4 protein-coding genes are annotated in these 20,598 nt (G+C 67.5%); all 4 read left to right on the top strand.

Features of this window, described 5'->3' with window-relative positions; all coding sequences use genetic code 11:
• Window positions 1-239 precede the first annotated feature (239 nt).
• The 4 genes from AC2T3R_RS12550 to AC2T3R_RS12565 are packed head-to-tail and all read left to right on the top strand — an operon-like array spanning window position 240 to window position 20,598.
• A complete protein-coding gene (locus AC2T3R_RS12550) occupies window positions 240-15,998 on the top strand; it encodes an Ig-like domain-containing protein (protein WP_486745224.1) in 15,759 nt (5,252 codons plus the stop codon).
• Window positions 15,998-17,269 carry a TolC family protein gene (locus tag AC2T3R_RS12555; RefSeq protein WP_410952519.1) on the top strand — a complete coding sequence of 424 codons (1,272 nt, stop codon included), beginning with the start codon at window positions 15,998-16,000 and terminating at the stop codon, window positions 17,267-17,269. The genes AC2T3R_RS12550 and AC2T3R_RS12555 overlap by 1 nt, the downstream gene beginning before the upstream one ends.
• Window positions 17,259-19,421 (top strand): type I secretion system permease/ATPase, encoded by a 2,163-nt coding sequence (locus AC2T3R_RS12560; protein WP_486745225.1) that lies wholly within the window; start codon window positions 17,259-17,261, stop codon window positions 19,419-19,421. The genes AC2T3R_RS12555 and AC2T3R_RS12560 overlap by 11 nt, the downstream gene beginning before the upstream one ends.
• On the top strand, window positions 19,411-20,598 hold the full coding sequence (locus AC2T3R_RS12565; RefSeq protein WP_207837229.1) for a beta-barrel domain-containing protein: 1,188 nt from the start codon (window positions 19,411-19,413) through the stop codon (window positions 20,596-20,598). Before AC2T3R_RS12560 ends, AC2T3R_RS12565 begins: the two co-directional genes overlap by 11 nt.

Below are 20,598 nucleotides of genomic sequence, written 5' to 3' on the forward strand. Positions count from 1 at the left end.
ACTTTTACGTACGCTTTCCCAAATAAGGTCAACTTTATTTTATTGATCAAGAAACTATTTTTGACTATTTAATTCGGAATAGCAGGGCACTCGGGTCGCCGTGTTGGCGTAGTCGTCAGCGTTGTAAGTCTTTCCGAGTTATTTATAGAAAACCGACTGGCGTTTTAGGGAGGGCATGCTATTTCTGGATATACGAGTGCGACTGCTCGGTCGTGCTGTTGACAAAGGGACTGTCAGGTATGTCGATTCAGGCCAAGGTATCTCCCCTCGCTCAAAGTGTTTCTTCTGCCGCCCCCATCGCAATCCCCAACAACGGAATACTGACACTCACCCAGAGCAGTAACGTTGTTCTGGATATTGCTCCTGAAAGCGTGACGGGCTACACAAAAAGCGGTCCCGATCTGATCGTACAACTGAAGTCCGGCGAAAGCCTGCGCATTGCCAACTTCTATGTCGAGGGGCAGCCTGCAAGCCAGTTGTACCTGGTTGACCGGGACAAACTACTGGCCGTCGACTTGCCGCCGGTTGCTGCCGATGGGCCGCTGGTGGCGGGTTATGTGCCCCAGGAAAGCCTTGCCGGGTTCGACTCGCTCACTGCTGCCGACAGCACCGTTGCCGGGCTGAGCCCTGGCGGTGCACTGCTGGCCGGCGCAGCGATCATCGGTGGCGGCGTTGCGATCGCCAATAGCAACGATGGTGGTGGTGGCGGTGGCAGTGGTGAAGGCAGCGTGCCGCCTGACACCACGGCCCCGGCCCCGGCTAGCGGCCTGCAGATTGCCACGGATGGCAGCAGCATCAGCGGCAAGGCCGAGCCGGGCGCCACCGTGGGCGTCGACAGCAACGGCGACGGGCAAACGGATGTAAGCGTGGTGGTCGGCCCTGATGGCAACTTCCAGATTCCGCTGAACCCGCCACTGACCAACGGCGAAACGGTTTCTGTAGTGGTGACCGATCCGGCCGGCAACAGCAGCCCGCCCGTGACCGTGCAGGCCCCTGACTTTCCTGATGCGCCGCAGATCAACCCGAGCAATGGTTCCAGCCTAAGCGGTACCGCCGAGCCGGGCAGCACCGTGGTGCTCACCGACGGCAACGGTAACCCTATCGGCCAGACTACCGCCGACGGCAACGGTAACTGGTCATACACCCCGGACACCCGGCTTCCAGACGGCACGGTGGTCAAGGCGGTGGTCGAGGATGCCGCTGGTAACAGCAGCCCGCCCGCCAGTACCATCATCGATGGCGTGGCGCCGTCGGCACCGGTGATCAACCCGAGTAACGGTACCGAACTCAGCGGTACCGCCGAGCCGGGCAGCAGCGTTACCCTCACCGATGGCAGCGGCAATCCGATCGGCCAGACGACCGCCGATGGCAACGGCAGCTGGAGTTTCACCCCCGCGACACCGCTGCCTGACGGTACCGTGGTCAACGCCACTGCGACCGACCTGGCCGGCAATACCAGCGGACAGGGCAGCACCACCGTGGACGGCGTGGCCCCGGGCGCGCCCACCATCAACCTGAGCGATGGCAGCAGCCTCAGCGGCACCGCCGAGCCAGGCAGCACTGTGGTCCTCACCGATGGCAACGGCAATCCCATCGGCCACACTACAGCCGACAGCAATGGCAACTGGTCGTATCCCACGGATAGCCAACTGCCTGATGGCACGGTGGTCAACGCGGTGGTCGAGGATGCCGCCGGCAACAGCAGCCCGCCCGCCAGCACCATTATCGATGGCGTGGCGCCGTCGGCCCCCTCGGTCAATCCGAGCAACGGCACCGTGATCAGCGGCACCGCCGAGCCGAACAGTACCGTGACCCTCACCGATGCCAGCGGCAATCCGATCGGCCAGGTGATGGCCGATGGCAGTGGCAACTGGATCTACACCCCGACCACGCCGATTGCTGATGGCACAGTGGTCAACGTGGTGGCTCGGGACGCAGCCGGCAACACCAGCATGCCCTCGAGCACCACAGTGGATTCGCAGGCCCCGGCGGCACCGGCAGTCAACCCCAGCAATGGCAGCGAAATCAGCGGCACCGCAGAACCGGGTAGCACGGTCACCCTGACCGATGGCAGCGGCAACCTGATCGGCCAGACTATTGCCGACGGCAACGGTGACTGGACCTTTACCCCGGCCACGCCGCTGGCCAACGGCACGGTGGTCAACGCCGTGGCCCAGGACCCGGCCGGCAATACCGGCCCGCAGGGCAGCACCACGGTGGATGCGCTCGCACCCGCTGCGCCGGTGGTCAACCCGAGCAATGGCGCCGTACTCAACGGTACCGCCGAGCCAAACAGCACGGTGACCCTCACCGATGGCAGCGGTAATCCGATCGGCCAGGTGACGGCCGATGGCAGTGGCAACTGGACCTACACCCCGGCCACGCCGATTGCTGATGGCACAGTAATCAATGTGGTGGCCCAGGACGCAGCCGGCAACAGCAGTATTCCGTCGAGCACCACAGTGGATTCGCAGGCCCCGGCCGCACCAGTGGTCAACGCCAGCAATGGCACCACGATCAGTGGCATCGCAGAACCGGGCGCGACCGTGACCCTGACCGATGGCAGCGGCAACCCGATCGGCCAAATCACCGCCGACGGCAGCGGCAACTGGAGCTTCACCCCCGGCACGCCGCTGGCCAACGGTACCGTGGTCAACGCCACCGCAACCGACCCGACCGGCAACACCAGCGCGCCGTCGAGTACCACGGTGGACTCGGTGGCTCCGGCTGCGCCGGTGGTCGAGCCGAGCAACGGCAGCATGATTAGCGGCACCGCCGAGCCAGGGAGCACCGTCACCCTGACCGATGGCAGCGGCAACCCGATCGGCCAGACGACCGCTGACGGCAACGGCGACTGGAGCTTCACTCCTGGTACGCCGCTGGCCAATGGCACGGTGGTCAACGCCACGGCGACCGACCCAGCTGGCAACACTAGCGGGCAGGGCAGCACCACGGTGGACGGTGTGGCGCCAGGCGCGCCCACCGTCAACCTGAGTGATGGCAGCAGCCTCAGCGGTACCGCCGAGCCAAACAGCACGGTGACCCTCACCGATGGCAGCGGTAATCCGATTGGCCAGGTGACGGCCGATGGCAGTGGCAACTGGAGCTTCACTCCAGCGACGCCGCTGGCCAATGGCACCGTGGTCAATGCCACCGCGAGCGACCCGGCGGGCAATACCGGCCCGGCAGCGACGGTCACCGTCGACTCCAGCGCGCCGGCTGCGCCGGTCATCAATCCAAGTAACGGTGTAACCATCAGCGGTACGGCTGAAGCGGGCGCCACCGTGACCCTGACCGATGGCAGCGGCAACCCGATCGGCCAAATCACCGCCGACGGCAGCGGCAACTGGAGCTTCACCCCCGGCACGCCGCTGGCCAACGGTACCGTGGTCAACGCCACCGCAACCGACCCGACCGGCAACACCAGCGCGCCGTCGAGCACCACGGTGGACTCGGTGGCCCCGGCTGCGCCGGTGGTCGAGCCGAGCAACGGCAGCATGATTAGCGGCACCGCCGAGCCAGGGAGCACCGTCACCCTGACCGATGGCAGCGGCAACCCCATCGGCCAGACGACCGCCGACAACAACGGTGACTGGAGCTTTACCCCGGCCACACCGCTGGCCAATGGCACGGTGGTCAACGCGGTGGCTCAGGACCCGGCCGGCAATACCAGCGGGCAGGGCAGCACCACGGTGGATGCGCTCGCACCCGCTGCGCCGGTAGTCAACCCGAGCAATGGCGCCTTACTCAACGGCACCGCCGAGCCAAACAGCACGGTGACCCTCACCGATGGCAGCGGTAATCCGATTGGCCAGGTGACGGCCGATGGCAGTGGCAACTGGACGTTCACCCCGGGCACGCCGCTGCCCAATGGTACCGTGGTCAACGCCACGGCGACCGATGCCGCCGGCAATACCGGCAACCCCGGTAGCACTACCGTGGACTCGTCGCTGCCGTCGATTCCGCAGGTCGAGCCGAGCAACGGCTCGGTGATCAGCGGCACCGCCGATGCGGGCAACACCATTATCCTCACCGATGGCAACGGCAACCCGATCGGCCAGGTCACCGCCGATGGCAGCGGCAACTGGAGCTTTACCCCCGGCGTACCGCTGCCGGATGGCACCGTGGTCAACGCGGTGGCGCGTAACCCCGGTGGGACCGAAAGTGCACCGGCGGTCATTACCGTGGACGGCGTGGCGCCGGCGGCGCCAGTGGTCGAGCCGAGCAATGGCACGGAAATCAGCGGTACCGCCGAAGCCGGCGCGACGGTCATTCTCACCGACGGCGGCGGCAACCCGATCGGCCAGACCACCGCCGATGGCAGCGGCAACTGGACCTTCACGCCTGCGACCCCGCTGGCCAATGGCACGGTGATCAATGCCGTGGCCCAGGACCCGGCCGGCAATACCAGCGGGCCGACCAGTGTCACCGTTGACGCCGTCGCCCCGGCCGCGCCGACTATCGAGCCGAGCAATGGTGCAGTCCTCACGGGCACCGCTGAGCCCGGCGCTACCGTCATCCTCACTGACGGTGGCGGCAACCCGATCGGCGAGACGACCGCCGACGGCAGCGGCAACTGGGCCTTCACGCCTGCGACTCCGCTGGCCAACGGCACGGTGATCAATGCCGTGGCCCAGGACGCGGCCGGCAATACCAGCGGGCCGACCAGCGTCACCGTTGACGCCATCGCTCCGGCCGCACCCATCATCGACCCGAGCAACGGGGTGGTGATCAGTGGTACGGCTGAAGCGGGCGCCACCGTGACCCTGACCGATGGCAGCGGCAACCCGATCGGCCAGATCACCGCCGACGGCAGCGGCAACTGGAGTTTCACCCCCGGCACGCCGCTGGCCAACGGTACCGTGGTCAACGCCACCGCAACCGACCCGACCGGCAACACCAGCGCGCCGTCGAGTACCACGGTGGACTCGGTGGCTCCGGCTGCGCCGGTGGTCGAGCCGAGCAACGGCAGCATGATTAGCGGCACCGCCGAGCCAGGGAGCACCGTCACCCTGACCGATGGCAGCGGCAACCCGATCGGCCAGACGACCGCTGACGGCAACGGCGACTGGAGCTTCACTCCTGGTACGCCGCTGGCCAATGGCACGGTGGTCAATGTCACGGCGACCGACTCAGCTGGCAACACTAGCGGGCAGGGCAGCACCACGGTGGACGGTGTGGCGCCAGGCGCGCCCACCGTCAACCTGAGTGATGGCAGCAGCCTCAGCGGTACCGCTGAGCCAAATAGCACGGTGACCCTCACCGATGGCAGCGGTAATCCGATCGGCCAGGTGACGGCCGATGGCAGTGGCAACTGGACGTTCACCCCGGGCACGCCGCTGCCCAATGGCACCGTGGTCAATGCCACGGCGAGCGACCCGGCGGGCAATACCGGCCCGGCAGCGACGGTCACCGTCGACTCCAGCGCGCCGGCTGCGCCGATTATCAATCCGAGCAACGGTGTAACCATCAGCGGTACGGCTGAAGTGGGCGCCACCGTGACCCTGACCGATGGCAGCGGCAACCCGATCGGCCAGATCACCGCCGACGGCAGCGGCAACTGGAGTTTCACCCCCGGCACGCCACTGGCCAACGGTACCGTGGTGAACGCTACGGCAACCGACCCGACTGGCAACACCAGCGCGCCGTCGAGCACCACGGTGGACTCGGTGGCTCCGGCGGCGCCGGTGGTCGAGCCGAGCAATGGCACGGAAATCAGCGGTACCGCCGAGCCAGGCAGCACCGTCACCCTGACCGATGGCAGTGGCAACCCCATCGGCCAGACGACCGCCGACAACAACGGTGACTGGAGCTTTACCCCGGCCACACCGCTGGCCAACGGCACGGTGATCAATGCCGTGGCCCAGGACCCCGCCGGCAATACCAGCGGGCCGACCAGTGTCACCGTTGACGCCGTCGCCCCGGCCGCGCCGACTATCGAGCCGAGCAATGGTGCAGTCCTCACGGGCACCGCTGAGCCCGGCGCTACCGTCATCCTCACTGACGGTGGCGGCAACCCGATCGGCGAGACGACCGCCGACGGCAGCGGCAACTGGGCCTTCACGCCTGCGACTCCGCTGGCCAACGGCACGGTGATCAATGCCGTGGCCCAGGACGCGGCCGGCAATACCAGCGGGCCGACCAGCGTCACCGTTGACGCCATCGCTCCGGCCGCACCCATCATCGACCCGAGCAACGGGGTGGTGATCAGTGGTACGGCTGAAGCGGGCGCCACCGTGACCCTGACCGATGGCAGCGGCAACCCGATCGGCCAGATCACCGCCGATGGCAGCGGCAACTGGAGCTTCACCCCCGGAACGCCACTGGCCAACGGTACCGTGGTCAACGCCACGGCAACCGACCCGACCGGCAACACCAGCGCGCCGTCGAGCACCACGGTGGACTCGGTGGCTCCGGCTGCGCCGGTGGTCGAGCCGAGCAACGGCAGCATGATTAGCGGCACCGCCGAGCCAGGGAGCACCGTCACCCTGACCGATGGCAGCGGCAACCCGATTGGCCAGACTACTGCCGACGGCAACGGCGACTGGAGCTTCACTCCTGGTACGCCGCTGGCCAATGGCACGGTGGTCAATGCCACGGCGACCGACTCAGCTGGCAACACTAGCGGGCAGGGCAGCACCACGGTGGACGGTGTGGCGCCAGGCGCGCCCACCGTCAACCTGAGTGATGGCAGCAGCCTCAGCGGTACCGCCGAGCCAAACAGCACGGTGACCCTCACCGATGGCAGCGGTAATCCAATTGGCCAGGTGACGGCCGATGGCAGTGGCAACTGGAGCTTTACTCCAGCGACGCCGCTGGCCAATGGCACGGTGGTCAATGCCGTGGCCCAGGACGCGGCCGGCAATACCAGCGGGCCGACCAGCGTCACCGTTGACGCCATCGCTCCGGCCGCACCCATCATCGACCCGAGCAACGGGGTGGTGATCAGTGGTACGGCTGAAGCGGGCGCCACCGTGACCCTGACCGATGGCAGCGGCAACCCGATCGGCCAGATCACCGCCGACGGCAGCGGCAACTGGAGCTTCACCCCCGGCACGCCGCTGGCCAACGGTACCGTGGTCAACGCCACCGCAACCGACCCGACCGGCAACACCAGCGCGCCGTCGAGTACCACGGTGGACTCGGTGGCCCCGGCTGCGCCGGTGGTCGAGCCGAGCAACGGCAGCGAAATCAGCGGCACCGCCGAGCCAGGCAGCACCGTCATCCTGACCGATGGCAGTGGCAACCCGATCGGCCAGACGACCGCTGACGGCAACGGCGACTGGAGCTTCACTCCTGGTACGCCGCTGGCCAATGGCACGGTGGTCAACGCCGTGGCCCAGGACCCGGCCGGCAATACCGGCCCGCAGGGCAGTACCACGGTGGATGCGCTCGCACCCGCTGCGCCGGTGGTCAACCCGAGCAATGGCGCCGTACTCAACGGCACCGCCGAGCCAAACAGTACGGTGACCCTCACCGATGGCAGCGGTAATCCGATTGGCCAGGTGACGGCCGATGGCAGTGGCAACTGGACGTTCACCCCGGGCACGCCGCTGCCCAATGGTACCGTGGTCAACGCCACGGCGACCGATGCCGCCGGCAATACTGGCAACCCCGGTAGCACTACCGTGGACTCGTCGCTGCCGTCGATTCCGCAGGTCGAGCCGAGCAACGGCTCGGTGATCAGCGGCACCGCCGATGCGGGCAACACCATTATCCTCACCGATGGCAACGGCAACCCGATCGGCCAGGTCACCGCCGATGGCAGCGGCAACTGGAGCTTTACCCCCGGCGTACCGCTGCCGGATGGCACCGTGGTCAACGCGGTGGCGCGTAACCCCGGTGGGACCGAAAGTGCACCGGCGGTCATTACCGTGGACGGCGTGGCGCCGGCGGCGCCAGTGGTCGAGCCGAGCAATGGCACGGAAATCAGCGGTACCGCCGAAGCCGGCGCGACGGTCATTCTCACCGACGGCGGCGGCAACCCGATCGGCCAGACCATCGCCGACGGCAGCGGCAACTGGGCCTTCACGCCTGCGACCCCGCTGGCCAATGGCACGGTGATCAACGCCGTGGCCCAGGACCCGGCCGGCAATACCAGCGGGCCGACCAGCGTCACCGTTGATGCCGTCGCGCCGCCTGCGCCAATCATCAACCCGAGCAACGGGGTGGTGATCAGTGGTACCGCTGAAGCCGGGGCCAAGGTGATCCTTACCGACGGCAGCGGTAATCCGATCGGCGAGACGACCGCCGACGGCAGCGGCAACTGGGCCTTCACGCCTGCGACCCCGCTGGCCAACGGCACGGTGATCAACGCCGTGGCCCAGGACGCGGCCAGCAATACCAGCGGGCCGACCAGCGTCACCGTTGACGCCATCGCCCCGGCCGCACCCATCATCGACCCGAGCAACGGGGTGGTGATCAGTGGTACGGCTGAAGCGGGCGCCACCGTGACCCTGACCGATGGCAGCGGCAACCCGATCGGCCAGATCACCGCCGATGGCAGCGGCAACTGGAGTTTCACCCCCGGCACGCCGCTGGCCAACGGTACGGTGATCAACGCCGTGGCCCAGGACGCGGCCGGCAATACCAGCGGGCCGACCAGCACCACGGTGGACTCGGTGGCCCCGGCCGCGCCGGTGGTCGACCCGAGCAACGGCACCGAGATCAGCGGTACCGCTGAAGCCGGCGTCAGGGTGATTCTCACCGACGGCAGCGGCAACCCGATCGGCCAGACCACCGCCGACGGCAGCGGCAACTGGACCTTCACGCCTGCGACCCCGCTGGCCAATGGCACGGTGATCAACGCCGTGGCCCAGGACCCGGCCGGCAATACCAGCGGCCCGACCAGTGTCACTGTTGACGCCGTCGCGCCGCCCGCACCAATCATCAACCCGAGCAACGGGGTGGTGATCAGTGGTACCGCTGAAGCCGGGGCCAAGGTGATCCTTACCGACGGCAGCGGTAATCCGATCGGCGAGACGACCGCCGACGGCAGCGGCAACTGGGCCTTCACGCCTGCGACCCCGCTGGCCAACGGCACGGTGATCAACGCCGTGGCCCAGGACGCGGCCAGCAATACCAGCGGGCCGACCAGCGTCACCGTTGACGCCGTCGCCCCGGCCGCACCCATCATCGACCCGAGCAACGGGGTGGTGATCAGTGGTACGGCTGAAGCGGGCGCCACCGTGACCCTGACCGATGGCAGCGGCAACCCGATCGGCCAGATCACCACCGACGGCAGCGGCAACTGGAGTTTCATCCCCGGCACGCCGCTGGCCAACGGTACGGTGATCAACGCCACGGCAACCGACCCGACCGGCAACACCAGCGCGCCGTCGAGCACCACGGTGGACTCGGTGGCTCCGGCTGCGCCGGTGGTCGAGCCGAGCAATGGCACGGAAATCAGCGGTACCGCCGAAGCCGGCGCGACGGTCATTCTCACCGACGGCAGCGGCAACCCGATCGGCCAGACCATCGCCGACGGCAGCGGCAACTGGGCCTTCACGCCTGCGACCCCGCTGGCCAATGGCACGGTGATCAACGCCGTGGCCCAGGACCCGGCCGGCAATACCAGCGGCCCGACCAGTGTCACTGTTGACGCCGTCGCGCCGCCCGCACCAATCATCAACCCGAGCAACGGGGTGGTGATCAGTGGTACCGCTGAAGCCGGGGCCAAGGTGATCCTTACCGACGGCAGCGGTAATCCGATCGGCGAGACGACCGCCGACGGCAGCGGCAACTGGGCCTTCACGCCTGCGACCCCGCTGGCCAACGGCACGGTGATCAACGCCGTGGCCCAGGACGCGGCCAGCAATACCAGCGGGCCGACCAGCGTCACCGTTGACGCCGTCGCCCCGGCCGCACCCATCATCGACCCGAGCAACGGGGTGGTGATCAGTGGTACGGCTGAAGCGGGCGCCACCGTGACCCTGACCGATGGCAGCGGCAACCCGATCGGCCAGATCACCACCGACGGCAGCGGCAACTGGAGTTTCATCCCCGGCACGCCGCTGGCCAACGGTACGGTGATCAACGCCACGGCAACCGACCCGACCGGCAACACCAGCGCGCCGTCGAGCACCACGGTGGACTCGGTGGCTCCGGCTGCGCCGGTGGTCGAGCCGAGCAATGGCACGGAAATCAGCGGTACCGCCGAAGCCGGCGCGACGGTCATTCTCACCGACGGCAGCGGCAACCCGATCGGCCAGACCATCGCCGACGGCAGCGGCAACTGGGCCTTCACGCCTGCGACCCCGCTGGCCAATGGCACGGTGATCAACGCCGTGGCCCAGGACCCGGCCGGCAATACCAGCGGGCCGACCAGCGCCACCGTTGACGCCGTCGCCCCGGCCGCGCCGACTATCGAGCCGAGCAATGGTGCAGTCCTCACGGGCACCGCTGAGCCCGGCGCTACCGTCATCCTCACTGACGGTGGCGGCAACCCGATCGGCGAGACGACCGCCGACGGCAGCGGCAACTGGGCCTTCACGCCTGCGACCCCGCTGGCTAACGGCACGGTGATCAACGCCGTGGCCCAGGACGCGGCCAGCAATACCAGCGGGCCGACCAGCGTCACCGTTGACGCCATCGCCCCGGCCGCACCCATCATCGACCCGAGCAACGGGGTGGTGATCAGTGGTACGGCTGAAGCGGGCGCCACCGTGACCCTGACCGATGGCAGCGGCAACCCGATCGGCCAGATCACCGCCGATGGCAGCGGCAACTGGAGTTTCATCCCCGGCACGCCACTGGCCAACGGTACCGTGGTGAACGCTACGGCAACCGACCCGACTGGCAACACCAGCGCGCCGTCGAGCACCACGGTGGACTCGGTGGCTCCGGCGGCGCCGGTGGTCGAGCCGAGCAATGGCACGGAAATCAGCGGTACCGCCGAGCCAGGCAGCACCGTCATCCTGACCGATGGCAGCGGCAACCCCATCGGCCAGACGACCGCCGACAACAACGGTGACTGGAGCTTTACCCCGGCCACACCGCTGGCCAATGGCACGGTGGTCAACGCGGTGGCTCAGGACCCGGCCGGCAATACCAGCGGGCAGGGCAGCACCACGGTGGATGCGCTCGCACCCGCTGCGCCGGTAGTCAACCCGAGCAATGGCGCCTTACTCAACGGCACCGCCGAGCCAAACAGCACGGTGACCCTCACCGATGGCAGCGGTAATCCGATTGGCCAGGTGACGGCCGATGGCAGTGGCAACTGGACGTTCACCCCGGGCACGCCGCTGCCCAATGGTACCGTGGTCAACGCCACGGCGACCGATGCCGCCGGCAATACCGGCAACCCCGGTAGCACTACCGTGGACTCGTCGCTGCCGTCGATTCCGCAGGTCGAGCCGAGCAACGGCTCGGTGATCAGCGGCACCGCCGATGCGGGCAACACCATTATCCTCACCGATGGCAACGGCAACCCGATCGGCCAGGTCACCGCCGATGGCAGCGGCAACTGGAGCTTTACCCCCGGCGTACCGCTGCCGGATGGCACCGTGGTCAACGCGGTGGCGCGTAACCCCGGTGGGACCGAAAGTGCACCGGCGGTCATTACCGTGGACGGCGTGGCGCCGGCGGCGCCAGTGGTCGAGCCGAGCAATGGCACGGAAATCAGCGGTACCGCCGAAGCCGGCGCGACGGTCATTCTCACCGACGGCGGCGGCAACCCGATCGGCCAGACCATCGCCGACGGCAGCGGCAACTGGGCCTTCACGCCTGCGACCCCGCTGGCCAATGGCACGGTGATCAACGCCGTGGCCCAGGACCCGGCCGGCAATACCAGCGGGCCGACCAGCGTCACCGTTGATGCCGTCGCGCCGCCTGCGCCAATCATCAACCCGAGCAACGGGGTGGTGATCAGTGGTACCGCTGAAGCCGGGGCCAAGGTGATCCTTACCGACGGCAGCGGTAATCCGATCGGCGAGACGACCGCCGACGGCAGCGGCAACTGGGCCTTCACGCCTGCGACCCCGCTGGCCAACGGCACGGTGATCAACGCCGTGGCCCAGGACGCGGCCAGCAATACCAGCGGGCCGACCAGCGTCACCGTTGACGCCATCGCCCCGGCCGCACCCATCATCGACCCGAGCAACGGGGTGGTGATCAGTGGTACGGCTGAAGCGGGCGCCACCGTGACCCTGACCGATGGCAGCGGCAATCCGATCGGCCAGATCACCGCCGACGGCAGCGGCAACTGGAGCTTCACCCCCGGCACGCCGCTGGCCAACGGTACGGTGATCAACGCCGTGGCCCAGGACGCGACCGGCAACACCAGCGCGCCGTCGAGCACCACGGTGGACTCGGTGGCTCCGGCCGCGCCGGTGGTCGACCCGAGCAACGGCAGCGAAATCAGCGGTACCGCTGAAGCCGGCGCCAGGGTGATCCTCACCGACGGCAGCGGCAACCCGATCGGCCAGACCATCGCCGACGGCAGCGGCAACTGGGCCTTCACGCCTGCGACCCCGCTGGCCAATGGCACGGTGATCAACGCCGTGGCCCAGGACCCGACCGGCAATACCAGCGGCCCGACCAGTGTCACTGTTGACGCCGTCGCGCCGCCCGCACCAATCATCAACCCGAGCAACGGGGTGGTGATCAGTGGTACCGCTGAAGCCGGGGCCAAGGTGATCCTTACCGACGGCAGCGGTAATCCGATCGGCGAGACGACCGCCGACGGCAGCGGCAACTGGGCCTTCACGCCTGCGACCCCGCTGGCCAACGGCACGGTGATCAACGCCGTGGCCCAGGACGCGGCCAGCAATACCAGCGGGCCGACCAGCGTCACCGTTGACGCCGTCGCCCCGGCCGCACCCATCATCGACCCGAGCAACGGGGTGGTGATCAGTGGTACGGCTGAAGCGGGCGCCACCGTGACCCTGACCGATGGCAGCGGCAACCCGATCGGCCAGATCACCGCCGATGGCAGCGGCAACTGGAGTTTCACCCCCGGCACGCCGCTGGCCAACGGTACGGTGATCAACGCCGTGGCCCAGGACGCGGCCGGCAATACCAGCGGGCCGACCAGCACCACGGTGGACTCGGTGGCCCCGGCCGCGCCGGTGGTCGACCCGAGCAACGGCACCGAGATCAGCGGTACCGCTGAAGCCGGCGTCAGGGTGATTCTCACCGACGGCAGCGGCAACCCGATCGGCCAGACCACCGCCGACGGCAGCGGCAACTGGACCTTCACGCCTGCGACCCCGCTGGCCAATGGCACGGTGATCAACGCCGTGGCCCAGGACCCGGCCGGCAATACCAGCGGCCCGACCAGTGTCACTGTTGACGCCGTCGCGCCGCCCGCACCAATCATCAACCCGAGCAACGGGGTGGTGATCAGTGGTACCGCTGAAGCCGGGGCCAAGGTGATCCTTACCGACGGCAGCGGTAATCCGATCGGCGAGACGACCGCCGACGGCAGCGGCAACTGGGCCTTCACGCCTGCGACCCCGCTGGCCAACGGCACGGTGATCAACGCCGTGGCCCAGGACGCGGCCAGCAATACCAGCGGGCCGACCAGCGTCACCGTTGACGCCGTCGCCCCGGCCGCACCCATCATCGACCCGAGCAACGGGGTGGTGATCAGTGGTACGGCTGAAGCGGGCGCCACCGTGACCCTGACCGATGGCAGCGGCAACCCGATCGGCCAGATCACCACCGACGGCAGCGGCAACTGGAGTTTCATCCCCGGCACGCCGCTGGCCAACGGTACGGTGATCAACGCCACGGCAACCGACCCGACCGGCAACACCAGCGCGCCGTCGAGCACCACGGTGGACTCGGTGGCTCCGGCTGCGCCGGTGGTCGAGCCGAGCAATGGCACGGAAATCAGCGGTACCGCCGAAGCCGGCGCGACGGTCATTCTCACCGACGGCAGCGGCAACCCGATCGGCCAGACCATCGCCGACGGCAGCGGCAACTGGGCCTTCACGCCTGCGACCCCGCTGGCCAATGGCACGGTGATCAACGCCGTGGCCCAGGACCCGGCCGGCAATACCAGCGGGCCGACCAGCGTCACCGTTGACGCCGTCGCCCCGGCCGCGCCGACTATCGAGCCGAGCAATGGTGCAGTCCTCACGGGTACCGCTGAGCCCGGCGCCACCGTCATCCTCACTGACGGTGGCGGCAACCCGATCGGCCAGACGACCGCCGACGGCAGTGGCGACTGGAGCTTCACCCCGGTTACTCCGCTGGCCAACGGCACGGTGGTCAACGCCGTGGCCGAGGACGCCGCCGGCAATACCAGTGGCCCGGCGAGTACCACGGTCGACTCGGTGGCACCATCGGCGCCGCTGCTGAGCATCAGTGCCGACGGTGCGCTGCTCACCGGTACCGCCGAGCCGAACAGCCAGGTGCGCATCGTGGTCGACGGCGATACCGCCAACCCGATCACGGTGAATGTCGACGGCAGCGGCAGCTTCAGCCTGCCGTTCGCGCCACCCCTGATCACCGGCGAGCTGATCGCCGGGGTCGCGGTGGATGCTGCCGGCAACCTCAGCGGCCCGGCGACGATCAACGCGCCAGACCTGGCGCCGCCGACCATCAGCGTACCGGAGGCCGCTGATACCTGGATCAACGCTGCCGAGATCAGCGACGGCATTCAGGTCGATGTGGCGATCCGTCCGACCCTGCAGGTCGGCCAGGTGATCACCGTCGCGTTCGCCGGGCAGAACGGTTATGAGACGCAGGTAACGCACACCATCACTGCCGGCGACATCCTGGCCGGCAGCGTCACCGTGACCATACCCCCTGGCGATGGCATGGGGCCGTTCCCGGAGGGCGCCTCGACCGTCACCGCCGATATCAATGGCGGTATCGCGTCGAACCCGGTGCCGTTCACCGTCGACACCATTCCGCCTGCAACACCGGTGCTGTCGCTGGTTGGCAGCATCCTGACCATCTCCACCGATCCGGGCACCGAGCTGACGGTCACCGTGGACGTCGGCGGGGTCACTGCCACCGCCACGGTAACTGCCGACAACAGCGGGCTGGCTTCGCTGAACCTGCTCACCGACCTGGACATCGACCTTACCCTGGACCAACTGCTCAATGCTCAAGTCTCCGTGATCGGTGAGGACCCGGCCGGCAACCCGAGCAATGTGGCGACCATCGGCGTCGGCAGCAGCATCGAGCAGCCAGTGACCATCGGCAACTTCGGCGTCGATGTCAGCCTCAACCCGCTGAACCCGAGGTTCGGTTTCAGCGGCACTACCGAACCGGACTCCAGCGTGGTGATCCGTGTCATCACCCCGGCGCTGAACGTTGAGTTACTGCCGATCCAGGCAGACAGTGCCGGTAACTTCTCGCTTAACCTGCTGAGCCCGACCGTCCTCACCCAGCTGGGGCTGAACATCACCGATATCCTCAACCTCGGTTCGCAGATCTCGTTCAACATCGTCGCCACCGACACCAACGGCAACGACAGCTCGGCATACGGCATCACCCTGACCCCTAACGGGCTGTCGCTGAATATCGGCCAGATCGATGTCAACGGTACTGCCGGGGACGATGTCATGTCCGGGGCGAGCGGTAGTTCGGAGCACATCAACGGAGGTGATGGCAACGACCTGATCTTCAACGTGGGGACCGGCGATCACGTAGTGGCCGGCAACGGCAACGATGCGATCCAGATCACTGCGACCGACTTCATCAGCATCGACGGCGGCGGGGGCTTCGACACCCTGATCCTGGCTGACGGCATCGACCTCGACTACAACGCCGTCGGCGTTGGCACGCTCTCCAACATCGAGCGTATCGACCTCGGCAAGGGCGACTCGGGGAGCGTGCTGACCCTGACTGCGGCAGAGGTGGACGCCATCACCGATGGCAACAACATCCTGCAGATCACCGGCGAGAACAACGACACCCTCAATGTGGTGGGTGCCGTGAACACCGGGACCACCCAGCAGGTCAACGGCATTACTTACGATGTCTACAACTTTGGCAGCAGTACCCTGCTGATCGAGGACAACACGGTACAGGTCGTGGTCTGATGCGCGGCCTGTCCGTGCTCAAGGGAAGGCGCCGCAGCGCGGGAGCCCTGTGGCTCCTGTGCCTCGGGCTGCCGTTGTCCGCCCCGGCCATCCCTCTCGACCAGGCGGTGCGGGCGGGGTTGGCGATTCACCCCCAGGTGCGTTCGGCGATGGCTGAGGCGGATCGTGCGGGCACCGAGGTGGAGATCGCCAAGGGTGGCTATTACCCCTCCGTCACTATGTCCGGGGGGCCGCAGGAGTTCGACGTTGGCGAGGTTGTCTACGACGTCACCGTATCGCAGATGCTGTATGACTGGGGACGGGTGACGAGCAAGGTCGACAGCGCCAGCGCAACCCGGCGCAAGCTGTCCGAGGCGGTGCTGGTGGCGCGCGACGATGCTGCACTGGATATCGTCGAGACCTACCTCGACGTGCTTGCCTCGGAGCGCCGGGTGGAAACGGTGCGCCAGCACATCCAGCGTCTGGACGGCATCCGCGAGATGACCCAGGCGCGCGGCAGCGATGGTTACGCCGACCGCAGCGAACTGGACCGCGCCAACCTCGAACTGTCGCGTGCCCAGGAACAGCTGTCGCTGGAGAAGGGCAACCTGCAGGACGCGCGCAACCAGTACGCGATCCTGGTTGGCCAGGACCCCTCCGAACTGGTCGAGCCCGAGCCGATGTCGCTGCAGCGCTACCTGGCTGCCAGCGACGTGGCGCGGGTGATCCGCGAGTCGCCGTTGCAGCGCAAGGCGTTGGAGGACGCCAATGTCGCCGAGGCGCAAGTCCGCGAGGCCAAGGCTTCGCTGCTGCCGCAATTGAACCTGGAGGCCTCCGCGCTGCGCCGGGAGATCGGTGGTCGCCCGGAAAGCGACTCGGTGATGTCGCTGCGCTTTCGCATGGACACCTTCCAGGGGCTTTCCAACTTCCGTCGGCCGACGGCTGCGCAACAGCGCCTGGAGTCGGCGCAATGGACGGCCGATGCGATGCAGCGTGACATCCGCCGGCAGCTGCAGACGCTGTTCGACAACGGTGACACGCTGCGCTGGCGGGAACAGTCGCTGAGCCAGCAGGTGACGGAGTCGGAACAGGTCGGCGAGCTGTACCGCGAGCAGTTCGAGGTCGGCCGGCGCGACGTGATCGACTTGCTCAACGTGCAGCGCGAACGTTTCGAGGCCGAGCGACAATTGATCAATCTGCACATCGAGCGCAAGCGCATCGAGTACCGGGCGGCCGCGCAAGTCGGGCTGTTGGGGGCATTACTGGAGAATCGGTTGAATCATGGAAGTTGAACAATCCCCGGATAATGTCGTGACCCTGAACCACGACGACCCGCTGCGCCAGGGCCTGCTGCTGCTGTGCCGGCAACTGGGCCGGCCGCTGGGCGACGCCGAGCTGGTCGACGGCCTGGCGCTGGAGCACGGACGCCTGCCGCTGCGCCTGGTCGCCCGCGCCCTGCGTCGCGCCGACATCACTGCCAGGGTCGCGGAGCTGCCGTTGCGGCAGATGGACGCCTACCTGCTGCCGGCCCTGCTGTTGCTCGACGATGGCCGCAGCCTACTGCTGGTTGGCATCGAGGGTGAGCAGTACGAGGTGCTGGTGCCGCAGAGCGACGGCGGCCGTGAGTGCATGGCGCTGCCCGCTCTGGAGGCGCTTTACAGCGGCACGGCGGTGTTCGCCAAGTGCCGCTATCGCCCCGATGGGCGGGTGGGCGACTACGCCAGCGGCCTGCCGGAGCACTGGTTCTTCGGGCCGCTCAAGCGGCTCTGGCGCTCTTATGCGGAAGTCACGGCGGCGGCCCTGGTGGCCAACGTCCTGGCCGTCGCCTCAGCGCTGTTCGCCATGCAGGTTTACGACCGCGTGGTGCCCAACGCAGCCTTCGATACCCTGTGGATACTCGCCAGCGGCGTGGTCCTGGCAATCATCGTCGACGGGGTATTGCGGATCCTTCGCGGGCACCTGCTGAACGTACTTGGCAAGCGCCTGGACCTGCAATTGTCGAGCCTGCTGTTCTCACGTGTGCTGAGCACCCGGATCGCCGCCAAACCGGCGTCGATGGGGGCGTTCAGCACCCAGGTGCGTGAGTTCGAGTCGGTCCGCGAGTTCTTCACCTCGTCCAGTGCCGCGCTGATCAGCGACCTGCCGTTCGTGGTGATCTTCCTGTTGATCATCGCCGTGATCGGTGGCCATGTGGTCTGGGTTCCGCTGGTGGCCTGCGTGTTGATGCTGCTGCCGGGGTTGCTGACCCAGCGCCTGCTGGGGCACCTGTCGCGGCAGAACCTGCGCGAGGGGGCGATGAAGAACAGCGTGCTGCTGGAAGCCTTCGAACACCTGGAGACGGTCAAGGCCGCGCGTGCCGAAGGCCGCTGCCAACAGCAGTGGGAGACGCTCACCGGGGAACTGGCCGGTACTGCGATGAAGACCCATGCCCTGGCTTCGACCCTCAGCTACTCGGCCAGTATCGTCCAGCAGCTGTGCTATGTCGGGGTGGTGGTGTTCGGCGTCTACCGGATAAGCGACGGGGCGATGACCGTCGGTGCCCTGGTGGCTTGTTCGATCCTTGCCTCGCGGGCCATCGCACCCTTGTCCCAGGCTGCCGCCATCCTCGGCCGCTGGCAGCACACCAAGGTGGCCCTGGAGGGCCTCGACCAGTTGATGTCGGCCGAGCAGGAGCGTCCCGTCGGCAAGCGCTTCGTGCACCGCGAGCGGCTCCACGGGCATTACCGCCTCGAGGCGCTGCGCCTGGCCCACGGCGACAGCCCGCCGGTGGTCGACGTACAGGCGCTGAGCATCCAGGCCGGCGAGCGGGTGGCGCTGCTCGGCGGCAACGGTGCCGGCAAGTCGACCCTGCTGCGGCTGCTCAGTGGCCTGCTCGACGCGCAATCCGGCCGGCTGTTGCTGGACGACATCGCCCTGAGCCAGATCGACCCGGCCGACCGCCAGCGCGGCATCGGCTACTTGCCACAGGACGTGGCGCTGTTCCACGGCAGCCTACGCGAAAACCTCAACCTGGCGAACGCTGCGTTGGGCGACGAGGAATTGCTGGACGCCCTCGATGGCGTGGGGCTGGGCACTTTCGTACGCGCCCACCCGCTGGGCCTGGACATGCCGATCCAGGGCAACGCCAGCCTCTCCGGCGGCCAGCGTCAGGCGGTCGGGTTGGCCCGGGTACTGCTACAGGACCCGCCGATCCTGTTGCTCGACGAGCCGACCGCGGCCTTTGACCAAAACAGCGAGAAACAGGTTATCGACTACCTGCAGAAGTGGCTTGGCCGGCGCACCTTGATCATCACCACCCACAAGAAAAGCGTGCTGGCGCTGGTGGACCGTGCGGTGGTGCTGCGCAACGGCCAGGTGATCATGGACGGCCCGCTGAACCAGGTGGTGCTGGGCAACCAGGTGCAGGCGCCGCAGGTCGCCGAAGGAGCTGGCCATGGCAACTGAAAAAAATTCAGTAGTGTTGCGCCGGCAACTGGCCGACCCCTTGCTGGCGACCACTCACCCGGTCTATCGCCCGCTGCTCTGGACCCTGCTCGGCAGCGTCGTGCTGTTCGTCGCCTGGGCCGCCTGGGCAGAGCTCGATGAGGTGACGCGCGGTGACGGGCGCGTGGTGCCGTTCAGCCGCATCCAGAAGATCCAGAGCCTGGAAGGGGGCATTCTCGACCGTCTGCTGGTGCAGGAGGGCGACCTGGTAGAGGTTGGCCAGCCGCTGTTGCGCCTCGACGAGACGCGCTTTCTCACCAATTTCCAGGAGTCGGCCAACCAGGCCGGCGTGCTGCGGGCGGCCATCGCCCGGCTGGACGCCGAGGTGCTGGGCAAGGCGGCCATCGAATTTCCCCCGGATATCGACCCGCAGGGGCCGCTGGCGCGTTCCGAGCGGGAGCTGTTCAAGTCGCGGCGGGACAAGCTGCTCGAAGGTAGCCAGGCGATCCAGAGGCAGATCAGCCTGGCCCAGAGCCAGCTCGACCTGGTCCGCCCGCTGGTGGCCAAGCGTGCGGTGAGCCAGATGGAGGCGCTGCGGCTGAGCCAGGACATCGCTACCCTCAACGGCAAGCTGACCGAGCTGAAGAGTAGCTACTTCCAGGATGCCTATACCGAACGCTCACAGCGCAAGGCCGACCTCAGTGCCCTGGAGCCGATCGTCCAGCAGCGCCAGGATCAACTGCGCCGTACCGGGATCGTTTCGCCGGTGCGTGGGCGGGTGAACACCGTGCTGATCAACACCCGTGGCGGGGTGATCCAGCCCGGCGAAGCGATCATGGAAGTGATCCCGGTGGAGGACCGCCTGCTGGTCGAGGCCAGGATCAAGCCGCGCGACGTGGCCTTCCTGGTGCCGGGCATGCCGGCCAAGGTGAAGATCACTGCCTACGACTTCAGCATCTATGGCGACCTCAAGGGCACCCTGGAGCAGATCAGTGCCGACACCATCGAGGAGGACACGCCCCATGGCAAGGAGTCGTACTACCAGGTGCTGATCCGCACTGACGGCAGCCAGCTCAAGCGCGGCGAGGAGGTGCTGCCGATCATCCCCGGCATGGTTGCCGAGGTGGATATCCTCAGCGGCAAGCGCAGCGTGCTCAATTATTTGCTGCGCCCGCTGATCAAGGCCCGTCTGTACTGA

This window comes from Pseudomonas sp. PVC-5-1, from assembly GCF_057444345.1.

Coding starts and splice junctions, on each gene's coding strand:
- AC2T3R_RS12565 (WP_207837229.1), top strand. CDS start 19,411: ATGGCAACTGAAAAAAATTCAGTAGTGTTGCGCCGGCAACTGGCCGAC.
- AC2T3R_RS12560 (WP_486745225.1), top strand. CDS start 17,259: ATGGAAGTTGAACAATCCCCGGATAATGTCGTGACCCTGAACCACGAC.
- AC2T3R_RS12555 (WP_410952519.1), top strand. CDS start 15,998: ATGCGCGGCCTGTCCGTGCTCAAGGGAAGGCGCCGCAGCGCGGGAGCC.
- AC2T3R_RS12550 (WP_486745224.1), top strand. CDS start 240: ATGTCGATTCAGGCCAAGGTATCTCCCCTCGCTCAAAGTGTTTCTTCT.